Source organism: Vibrio zhanjiangensis, assembly GCF_030161235.1.
Lineage (GTDB): Bacteria > Pseudomonadota > Gammaproteobacteria > Enterobacterales > Vibrionaceae > Vibrio > Vibrio zhanjiangensis.
Genome location: NZ_BSPW01000088.1, coordinates 24012 through 34315, shown reverse-complemented (window position 1 = coordinate 34315; position 10304 = coordinate 24012). Strand labels below are relative to the sequence as shown.

The window sequence follows — 10304 nt, the reverse complement described above, 5'->3', positions numbered from 1 at the left end:
AGTTAACGTAATGACAAAGTCGCTTGGTAATTAAGGTACGACAGAATCGCTTGGTGATCACATCGGTTAAAGCTTTAATAACATTACACTAAATGACGTTATCGGTTTAGGGTGTTTGCTTTTAATCGAGCATGACAAGAGATGGATGGCAGTTAGGCCACTTAATATGAAAAACCATCTTAAACTGAGCTTAAGATGGTTAGCGCCATTTGAGATAACGGCCGCTAAGCTGTGCCTAGTCACTGCGCGCTCAAATTAATGGTGTAATATTTTCGCTTGAGTTTATAGCAACCATTTCCACCAGAAAAATACAGCTAAAAAGCCGAATAAATAGACAAGCCCTATTATCGACAGCCATTTCATCGGTTTGCTTAAAGCCAGAGCTTTAGGTAAGTCCGTTTTTGATACAAGAACAAAGTTAAGTAGGGCAAAAAATGGTGTAGTAATAAATGCTAGAGTCATGGCGAAGTCGAGCATAGGTAGTAATGTTGAGGCCCAAAAAAAGATAATAGCGAGCGCTCCTAGTGAAATAGCCATCGTCCATAGGATGGTTACTTTGGGCTTGATTTCTGTTTTGTCTTGCAACAACCGCTGTGATTCAGAAATAGTACGTGCATAGCCATCAATTGCTGTGATTGTGCTACCAAAGATACATAGGAAAGCGACAGTTGCAATTAGGTAGCGTGACCACTCACCAATGGTTGAGGTATATAAACTAACCAATTGATGGGTAAAGCCTACGCCTGATTGTGAAAATTCAGTATTTGTTCCATGCAGCACTAACGTCCCAAGTGCAAGAAAGACAATCGCCAATAGCGCGGTAGCTATATAGCCGACATTAAAATCAAACAGAGCCGATTGAGCGGTAACTTTATTTTGGCGCTGCTGACTCTTCAACCATATTGATGTCATATTTGATACTTCAATACCCGTAGGCATCCAGCCCATAGTGATAACTAAAAACCCAATTGCAGCAATTGACCAAGGCGAAGGTTCTATGAAGGTGGGGGATACTTCGACGGGGTTGTTCGCTGCAACGAGCATTGCTGCAATTGTCGTAACCGATAGCAGAAACATAATTGCTTTGGAAACAGCATTGAGCGCTTTGTAATGGCCCAAAAGCAAAATTAAAATACATGCGGCTAAAACCGCAACACACAACACGGTTATTGGAAGCTCAAGAGGAACAAAATAAGCCAATAAACTGGCACTAAAGAGAAGTAGGGCGGCAGTATTGATAATGCCAGCGATTACACATAGGCCACTAAAGAGCCACACATAGGCATGACCCAGCTTGGCGTAGCCTTCAACAATGGTCTCACCTGTACCGACGGTATATTGGACACTGGCACGAAAAAAAGGGTATTTTAGCAGGTTTACCAGTAGAATTAAGCCAACCAGTTGCCAGCCGTAGATGGCGCCAGCTTTAGTTGAGGCCACTAAATGAGAACCTCCAATGGCAATCGTTGCCATCATGATGCCTGGGCCGAGTGAACGGGTCAGTCGCGACAAAGAAAATTTGCTTTGATTCTCTGGTGTGGAGATAGTATCCATAAAATTCCTTGGGTTAAAACCTTGTGTTGTCTAAATAAATTGGCGTACGAATATCACATTCCGTTAATAGGTTTAAACGTGTTTGCATTGAAAAAATCAAACAAGACCTTAATATGCAACACCTGTCTCAATGTTGGTTGTTTTTAGTGTTTTATTTATTGATATTATAAGGGTGATTTATGGCGATGCAGTGCTATTGCCCCCCAACAACACCTTGGATAGAGGTGGTATTGGAAGACCAAGATATTGTCATAGTCAATAAACCCGCTGGGCTTTTGTCTGTGCCTGGCCGCGAGAAAGCGCATTATGATAGTATGTGGAGTCGTCTGATTGAGCATTATCCTGAGATTGCGCCAGTCCATCGTCTTGATATGTGCACATCTGGTATTATGCTGTTTGCCAAGAACAAGGCAGCAGAATCAGCGCTAAAAAAGCAGTTCCAGTTTCGCCTTACCCATAAAGTGTATTACGCACGAGTTTGGGGGGAAGTTAAGCCACAGCAAGGGCTGATCGATTTACCTCTTATTTGTGATTGGCCAAACAGACCAAGACAAAAAGTGTGTTTTGAGCATGGCAAACCTTCTCAGACTCAATTTGAAGTGGTTGAGCGCGAACAAGGTACCACCATGGTACGTTTATTTCCTATCACCGGACGGTCACATCAATTGCGTGTTCATATGCAAGCATTAGGGTATCCTATTGTCGGTGATGAATTTTATGCTCAAGGAGAAGCATTCGAAAACTTTGAGCGTTTAGGCTTGCATGCCACTGAACTGAGCTTTTATCATCCAAAGGATAATAAACTGTGCTGTATTTTTGTCCCTTGCGACTTTTATCCACAGGCTAGCTCAATCATTCAAGCGCATTTTTCACCCGCGGACCATTTACCCGATTATAAAACCTTGCCGCGCCCATAAGGTATCCACAACCCTGTAAAAGGAGAGTTTATGTTTCAGTCAGCAAGGCTTGCCCCAAATATTGTATTTTTGGACCGAGCAACACTTCCAGCGCAGATGGAATATCCTCCCCTGCCGTTTGAACATCAGTGGACTGATTATGCTCAAACAACCAAAGATCAAGTGGTTGAACGCCTGCAAGGTGCCAGTATTGCGATTACCAATAAGGTTGTGTTAGATAAAGAAATTTTAAGTCAATTGCCCGATTTAAAACTCATTGTTGTCGCCGCGACTGGGTTTAATAATATTGATGTGAGCATTTGTCAAAAACAAGGCATTGCAGTCAGTAACCTTCAGGGGTATTCGACCCCTTCAGTGCCTGAGCATGTGATCGCGATGATGTTCGCACTAAAGCGCAACTTAAAAGGTTATCACAATGATATCGCGGCAGGAGAGTGGCAGCGTAGTGAGCATTTTTGTTTCTTTACTCACCCCATTCGTGATGTGGCAGGTACAACGTTTGGTGTCATAGGCGCTGGCGCTATTGGCAAGGCATGTGCTGATATGGCCAAAGCATTGTCAATGAATGTGGTGTACGCAGAGAGAAAAGGCGTACAGAATTGCCGAGAAGGGTACTTACCTTTTGAACGTGTTATTGCCATATCGGATGTTTTAACGCTGCATTGCCCTCTCAATGAGCAGACGCACAATCTTATTGGTAAAAAAGAACTGCAAGCGATGAAAACAAGTTGTGTGTTAATTAATACCGGAAGAGGTGGATTGGTTGATGAAAAAGCGTTGGTTGATGCGCTAAAACAAGGTGAGATTGCGGGCGCAGGGGTCGATGTTTTTACTCAAGAGCCTGCGGATATCTCTAACCCTCTTATTGCTAATATGAACCTGCCTAATTTACTGCTGACACCTCATGTGGCTTGGGGAGGGGAAGCCTCATTTCCAAAGATTGCCAAGATACTGATTAGCAATATCATTGCCTTTGTCGAAGGCCGAGAACAAAATCGAATCGTGTAGTTATTCTTTTTTCTGCTGGCGCCATTTCAGTAAACCTTGATTAAATATTGCCAACAACTCTTTGCCTCTAGGACTTTGTTTGGAAAACATGACATAGCCATTATTGCTCAAAAAAGGGGTAGGATGATAAGTGATTTGGCTTTGTACATCAGCGGGTTGCTGTTTTAGGTAGTACAGACCTATATGCCGCTCTTCAGGGAAGATATCAATGCGTTTGTGGTACAAGCGCAATAAATTTTGACTTGGAGTATTGACGCGGTTGATCGTGACTTGCCCGGTTTCGATAAGCTCATCGAGCTGAGCGCCATAGCTGTAACCAAGCCCCCCGCCCAGCATATAGCCTTTTAAATCTTCAAGCTGAGCCCAATCAAAATCTAAATCTTTGTGGTGAAAAAATACAAATTGCTCTTGAGATACGGGCTCGCTGAAATAAAAGTGTTGTGTTCTTTCTTCATCAAACATCCATACCGCGGTTGCGTCGTATTCCCCTGTTTTGGCGTTTTCGTAGGCTCTGGCCCAAGGGTAAAACGTGAATGTCACCTCATAGCCTTCTAACGCAAATGCGTGTTTGATGGTTTGGGCGACACTGCCATAGCCTTCAAGCTCTTTACTTATAAACGGAGGCCAGCTTCCTACGGCGATTTTGACCGTGTTGTCTACATCATTTGCTTGGGCGAAAGAGAGCAAAACAGCTTGTAGCCAAACGGCAGTCATGATGAGTTTTCGTAGCAATTTGAACGCCTATTTGTGATGTCTATAGACAATATTAGGACATTGGTTTTCTATTGCCATTCAAAGCGATTTCGGTTCAAGCCTTTTCTGCGTTGGACTGAATGAGTCGACAAGCACTTTTTAGTCATTGGCAAAAGGAAGGATGACAAGCAAATGTAAAAAAAGTGTATTTTGGCGAGGTTTTATTTGTGATGCATATCAAGAGGTGAGGTTTAGATAGATTTAATCAATAGACGCAATGACAAAAATGTAAGAAATTGTGCCCCCAATCTTTTAAACAACCGTTTTTGGAAATTAAACCTATGGATCAGCACATCACTAACCCTATCAAATTCAAAGGTAAGGGAGGGGAGTTTTTCGGTATTTGGATCGTCAACATCTTACTCTCAATCGTTACATTAGGGGTCTATTCTGCTTGGGCGAAAGTGAGAACCAAATGTTATTTTTATGGTAATACTCACCTAGCCGGAGATGGCTTTGAATATCATGCGCAGCCTATGCAAATTTTAAAAGGCCGATTAGTGGCTTTGGTTGCCTTATCAATCTGGGGTATTGCCAACTCATTTTCACCCACTGCCAGCGTGGCATTACTGCTACTTTTTTATATCGCCTTACCTTGGCTTCTATGGAGTAACGCCCGCTTTGATGCGGCCATGACCAGTTATCGCAATGTTCATTTTTCTTTTAATGCGCCGCTAAAAGCCGCGTATAAAATGATTCTTGGTCGTGAAATAACGGCATTGATTGTCGTCAGTCTGTATTTTGCGATTGTGGTTTTTGCAGCTAAGGCCTCAATGGTGCTGGGTATTGTATTCGGTTTATTTTCCTTTATTGTGCTGGCGATGGTTTATGCATGGATTACGGCTGGTTTGCACACCTATTTCTCGAATGGCTTTCAATTTGGTGAATGGAAACTCAACGCCGAACTAGACACCCGTTTCTTTATTAAAACGTATTTAAAAGCAATGGCTTTTGCTATCGTGGCGGCAATCGTGTTGATGATTGCGATTTTTTCAACCGTACTGTCAGGCGCAGATTTTGACGCTATCCAAAGTGGTGATTTCACCTCTCTAATGGGGGAATCATCATTCGGCGTATTCTTTATTAGCTACGTTGGCTCTATCGTCCTTACTATTGGGTTGACAGCGTATACAACGACACGGGTTCGTAACTATATTTTCTCTCAGCTGATTGCTAAAGTGCAGCAAGCTGACAGAGTTGAATATCAGTTTCACTCTAGTATGACAGCGCGAGGTTATACTTGGTTGGTCGTTTCTAACTTCTTGCTTCAGGTCTTCTCTTTAGGGTTAGCAAGGCCATGGGTTATGGTGCGAACAAGCCGTTATATTGCAGATAATACCGCGGTATTTGGTGATATGAGCCTATTGAAAGCGAGCGATCAATCATCGAATGTTAAGTCAGCAATTTCTGATGAAATGGCGCAGGCATTTGATGTCGGTATGGGTATTGGCTGATGCTATTTGATGGCATAGCCTTTGCTCCGCGAAGCTCACAGCGTCATATCGCTCAGCTTGATGTGTCTCAAGCGAACCAGTTAAGTTTGCGAGTTGATGGGGATATTATTAGCTGCGATCTGCAATACGCTGATATCAGTGCGCCACTGGGCAAGCTTCCGGTAAAGTTTATTTTTCCTAATGGCTGGGTATTTACTGTCGAAAGAAATGCTGACGTGAATCAGTGGTTGGTTTTAAACAAACAAAGCAGTTGGATTGATAAACTCGAGACAAACTGGTTGGCTTGGATTGTCTCGGCAGTTGTTTGCCTTTGCGCTGTGTTGATCTTTTACTGCTATGTTTTGCCATGGACAAGCGATAAAGTTGCAAAAGCGGTCCCAGAACATATTGCAGTGTCTCTGGGTGATAAAATTTTAGAAGGCTTAGATAATAGCTGGGAAGAGAGTAAATTAAGCGTTGAACAACAACAGCAGATTCGCCAGCGATTGGCTCAGCATCTTACCCATCTAGAAAAACTGCCTTATTCCATTAAACTGGAATTTCGAGCGTCAGACATGGGGGCAAATGCGTTTGCCTTACCAGGAGGTAAAATAGTTCTACTTGATGATATGGTACAACTTGCCGAGGGCCCACAGCAGCTCGATAGCATTATTTTGCATGAAATTGGCCATATTCATCATAACCACATGTTAAAAAAGCTTGTGCATTCAAGTCTGTTGTCTGTTGGCGTGGCGTTGTTGACGGGAGAAAGCTCTGGGGTTATCGACAACTTAGCTGGCTTGGGAGTATTTTTGCTGTCCAATGGTCATTCGCGAGAAGCTGAGTTAGAGGCAGATGCCTACGCGAGAGTCGCTATGCTGGAGCGCTATGGTACCAGTCAGCCTTTGGCCCAGATACTTAAGTTGCTTGATGAGCAAAACGCGTCTGACATACCGGAGTGGATAAGCACTCACCCCGATTTTGAGCAGCGAATCCAAGCGGCAAATGAAGAGTAAAAAGGCAGCCATCGGCTGCCTTTTCTTATTGGCTTTTTGTTCAGCGCTAAAGCGCGGCGATAGTCGCTTTTTGCTCTTCCAGCTTAATGAGTGTTTCTTTATAGCCTTCGAGTTTTTCTCGTTCTTTCGCCACTACAGCCTCTGGGGCTTTAGCGACAAAACCTTGGTTACCGAGTTTGCCTTCAAGACGCTTAATCTCACCATGAGTTTTTTGGATTTCTCCGTCCAAACGAGTGAGTTCAGCGTCTTTGTCGATAAGACCAGCCATTGGAATCATTAATTCAGACTTGGCAACAAGTGCTGTCGCACATGCTGGGGTCGTTTCTCCCGATTCTAAAAGGCTAACTGACTCAAGCTTCGCCAGCGAAATAAGCACTTGTTTGTTGGCTTCAAGACGTGCCGCATCTTTTTCACTGGCCGCTTTTAGCATCACTTCAAGTGGCTTGCCTGGGTTGATGTCGTACTCTGCCCGTAAGTTACGAATACTGGTGATAAATGCCTTGACCCACTCGATATCATCCAGCGCTTCTTGGTTAAAGTTGCTTTCCTCATACTGAGGAAGCGCTTGGAGCATGATGGTGGTTTCTGATGAACTAGAACCTTCAATATTGCCTACCAGTGGTTTGACACTTTGCCAAATCGTTTCGGTAATATACGGAATAACGGGATGGGCTAAACGCAGTGTTTTTTCAAGTACAGTGATCAGAGTGCGACGTGTACCACGTTGCTGAGCCTCATTGCCTTTCCAAAGCACGGGTTTAGTGAGTTCCAAATACCAGTCACAGAATTGATTCCAGATGAACTCGTAAATCGTATTGGCTGCCATATCTAGACGGTAGTTGTCTAAGTGTGTGTTGAACTCTTTCGCTGCTAACTCAAATTGTGATTCGATCCATTTGTCCGCCAGCGAGTATTCAATTTCACCTGCGCTAAAGCCGCAATCTTGACCTTCGGTATTCATCAGTACGTAACGACTGGCGTTCCAAAGCTTATTACAGAAGTTACGGTAACCTTCTAGTCGCTTCATATCCCAGTTGATGTCACGCCCCGTTGAAGCCATAGCCGCTAGAGTGAAACGAAGAGCGTCTGTACCATAGGGCTCAATACCATTTTCAAAGGTTTTTCGTGTGTTTTTCTCGATTTTAGCAGCAAGTTGAGGCTGCATCATATTACCAGTCCGTTTTTCAACGAGAGACTCAAGATCGATCCCATCAATCATATCGATAGGATCAAGCACATTCCCTTTAGACTTAGACATCTTGTCGCCATTTTCATCACGGATCAGGCCTGTGACGTAAACGGTTTTGAAAGGTACTTGAGGCTTTCCATTGTCATCTTTACAAAAGTGCATCGTCATCATGATCATGCGAGCAACCCAGAAGAAAATGATGTCAAAGCCGGTGACTAATACGTCTGAAGGATGGAATGTTTTTAGATCATCAGTATTTTCTGGCCAGCCTTGTGTGCCAAAGGTCCAAAGAGCTGATGAGAACCAAGTGTCGAGAACGTCATCGTCTTGTCGCAGCACAACAACAGGCGCGAGGCTATTTTTTTCACGAACTTCTTCTTCACTGCGACCCACGTAGACATTACCATCATTGTCATACCAAGCTGGGATGCGATGTCCCCACCAAAGCTGGCGAGAGATACACCAGTCTTGGATGTCACGCATCCAAGAGAAATACATATTCTCGTATTGTTTAGGGACGAATTGAATCTCTCCGTCTTCAACCGCTTTGGTTGCCGTTTCTGCCAGCGGAGCCGTACGTACATACCATTGGTCTGTTAGCATAGGCTCGATAACGACACCGCCGCGATCACCATAGGGGACAGTAAGATCATGATCTTTAATTTCGTCTAAAAGACCAAGCTCTTCGAATTCAGCAACGATGGCTTTACGGGCGGCGAAACGTTCCATACCATGATATTTAGCCGGTAGTTCGCTTGAGTAGACGTCACTGGCCTCACCATTGGTAGTGAAAACTTCAGCACAATCACGGATATCCCCGTTGAAGGTTAGGATGTTGATCATTGGCAGTTGATGGCGCTTGCCGACTTCATAGTCATTGAAGTCGTGGGCCGGTGTGATTTTTACACAACCCGTACCTTTTTCCATATCAGCATGCTCATCACCTACAATAGGAATACGGCGATTAACGATTGGAAGAAGAATGTCTTTACCAATGAGGTCTTTGTAACGAGGATCGTCTGGATTGACAGCCACACCGGTATCACCAAGCATGGTTTCAGGACGAGTCGTTGCGACGACGATGTAATCCTTGCCTTGTGCCGTTTTCACGCCATCAGCTAATGGATAACGGAAGTGCCACATGTGGCCTTTTTTATCTTTGTTTTCAACTTCAAGGTCTGAGATTGCAGTATGCAGTTTGGGGTCCCAGTTAACCAGACGTTTGCCACGGTAGATAAGATCGTCTTCATAGAGTCGAACAAAGACCTCCTGAACGGCATTCGACAGACCTTCATCCATAGTAAAGCGTTCACGGTCCCAATCCACAGAAGCACCAAGGCGGCGAAGTTGCTTGGTGATACTGCCACCGGACTGACCTTTCCATTCCCAGATTTTATCAATGAAAGCATCACGGCCATAATCGTGCTTGGTTTTGCCCTCTTCTGCTGCGATCTTGCGCTCAACTACCATCTGTGTCGCGATCCCAGCATGGTCTGTGCCGACTTGCCAAAGGGTATTCTTACCTTTCATGCGCTCAGCACGGATAAGCGTATCCATTATAGTGTCTTGGAACGCATGCCCCATATGTAGGCTACCAGTAACGTTTGGTGGCGGGATCATTATGCTGTAGGAGTCTTTTGTTGTATCGCCGTGTGGCTTGAAGTAGCCTTTTTCTTCCCAAGCTTGATATAAAGCTTGTTCAATTGAAGTTGGGTTATATGTCTTTTCCATAGCGCTCGTATTTTCTCTTCATTGCTACTGGGCTTATCGCGGCATGCACTACTTGAGAAACCTTGCCAAATACCACCAGTACTTGTTAGGTCATGTGCCATTTCTCGCTAGGCCCAATCATTCGAAGATTGGTTCTGGTTAAATTTAAATGTTATCAATCTTTATAAGTGAGTGATCTCAAATAAGATCGCCTTAACTATAAGGATTGACTAGCTATTTTGGTCTATTTCAATCGTTTGTAGCTGGTATCCAGCTTGACGGTAGATTTTATACCTTTCTCGTGCGAGTTGCTTGGCTTTTTCCTCGCAAGGAACGAAGTCTACCACCTCAGCAAACTTGTTCGCAAAGGTTGTCTTATTTTTAGCCAAATTTATCACCAGTTGGCGATTCCAAGAAGGGGTGACTTCCTGATGGCCGATTTCGATAGGTGTTCCATGCTTTGGACCTTCTCCGACTAAGTTGTGAGCGAGGAACTGCTTGGGGTCAACCTGCCAAAAATGCTCAGCCAATTGCTCGGCTTCATCTTTGTTTTCACAATTAAGATATACCTTGGCACCTTGTCGAGAAAAGTGACCAGCAAGGAATACGGCATAGTCAAAAAGGCCTGCTTGCCCAGCTTGGAGAGAGTTAGGTTTAATAATGTAAAAGGTAGCATTAGGCATCATTGTTACCGAATTAAAAAAGGGCCTTGCGGCCCTTTTTG

General features: G+C 44.0%; 8 protein-coding genes. 4 read left to right on the top strand and 4 right to left on the bottom strand.

The window, feature by feature from the left end:
* Nucleotides 1-282: 282 nt before the first annotated feature.
* Nucleotides 283-1554, bottom strand: a complete 1272-nt coding sequence (locus tag QQK21_RS19195) for an NRAMP family divalent metal transporter (protein WP_284193784.1) — start codon at nt 1552-1554, stop codon at nt 283-285.
* A 179-nt stretch (nt 1555-1733) separates the two neighbouring features.
* On the opposite strand from QQK21_RS19195, the gene QQK21_RS19190 reads away from it, so the two are divergent.
* Together QQK21_RS19190 and QQK21_RS19185 are read left to right on the top strand one after the other, a co-directional pair.
* The gene (locus tag QQK21_RS19190; RefSeq protein WP_284193783.1) at nt 1734-2471 is read left to right on the top strand and encodes an RluA family pseudouridine synthase; all 738 of its coding nucleotides are present in this window, start codon (nt 1734-1736) and stop codon (nt 2469-2471) included.
* 30 nt (nt 2472-2501) lie between these two features.
* Nucleotides 2502-3479 (top strand): D-2-hydroxyacid dehydrogenase, encoded by a 978-nt coding sequence (locus tag QQK21_RS19185; protein ID WP_284193782.1) that lies wholly within the window; start codon nt 2502-2504, stop codon nt 3477-3479.
* Here QQK21_RS19185 and QQK21_RS19180 read toward each other — a convergent pair whose 3' ends face one another.
* Nucleotides 3480-4193: a substrate-binding periplasmic protein gene (locus QQK21_RS19180; protein WP_431313145.1), complete on the bottom strand. Its 714-nt coding sequence runs from the start codon at nt 4191-4193 to the stop codon at nt 3480-3482.
* Between the two features lie 320 nt (nt 4194-4513).
* Between QQK21_RS19180 and QQK21_RS19175 the strand changes: the two genes are divergently transcribed.
* Both QQK21_RS19175 and QQK21_RS19170 read left to right on the top strand, forming a co-directional pair.
* Nucleotides 4514-5686, top strand: coding sequence for a YjgN family protein (locus QQK21_RS19175; RefSeq protein ID WP_284193780.1), 1173 nt, complete (start codon nt 4514-4516; stop codon nt 5684-5686).
* Nucleotides 5686-6681 carry a M48 family metallopeptidase gene (locus tag QQK21_RS19170; RefSeq protein ID WP_284193779.1) on the top strand — a complete coding sequence of 332 codons (996 nt, stop codon included), beginning with the start codon at nt 5686-5688 and terminating at the stop codon, nt 6679-6681. Before QQK21_RS19175 ends, QQK21_RS19170 begins: the two co-directional genes overlap by 1 nt.
* A gap of 46 nt (nt 6682-6727) precedes the next feature.
* Here the strand turns inward: QQK21_RS19170 and QQK21_RS19165 are convergent, their stop codons facing one another.
* On the bottom strand, nt 6728-9601 hold the full coding sequence (locus tag QQK21_RS19165; protein ID WP_284193778.1) for a valine--tRNA ligase: 2874 nt from the start codon (nt 9599-9601) through the stop codon (nt 6728-6730).
* Between the two features lie 209 nt (nt 9602-9810).
* Nucleotides 9811-10263 (bottom strand): DNA polymerase III subunit chi, encoded by a 453-nt coding sequence (locus QQK21_RS19160; protein WP_284193785.1) that lies wholly within the window; start codon nt 10261-10263, stop codon nt 9811-9813.
* Between the last annotated feature and the right edge of the window lie 41 nt (nt 10264-10304).

Coding starts and splice junctions, on each gene's coding strand:
- QQK21_RS19195 (WP_284193784.1), bottom strand. CDS start 1,554: ATGGATACTATCTCCACACCAGAGAATCAAAGCAAATTTTCTTTGTCG.
- QQK21_RS19190 (WP_284193783.1), top strand. CDS start 1,734: ATGGCGATGCAGTGCTATTGCCCCCCAACAACACCTTGGATAGAGGTG.
- QQK21_RS19185 (WP_284193782.1), top strand. CDS start 2,502: ATGTTTCAGTCAGCAAGGCTTGCCCCAAATATTGTATTTTTGGACCGA.
- QQK21_RS19180 (WP_431313145.1), bottom strand. CDS start 4,193: ATGACTGCCGTTTGGCTACAAGCTGTTTTGCTCTCTTTCGCCCAAGCA.
- QQK21_RS19175 (WP_284193780.1), top strand. CDS start 4,514: ATGGATCAGCACATCACTAACCCTATCAAATTCAAAGGTAAGGGAGGG.
- QQK21_RS19170 (WP_284193779.1), top strand. CDS start 5,686: ATGCTATTTGATGGCATAGCCTTTGCTCCGCGAAGCTCACAGCGTCAT.
- QQK21_RS19165 (WP_284193778.1), bottom strand. CDS start 9,601: ATGGAAAAGACATATAACCCAACTTCAATTGAACAAGCTTTATATCAA.
- QQK21_RS19160 (WP_284193785.1), bottom strand. CDS start 10,263: ATGCCTAATGCTACCTTTTACATTATTAAACCTAACTCTCTCCAAGCT.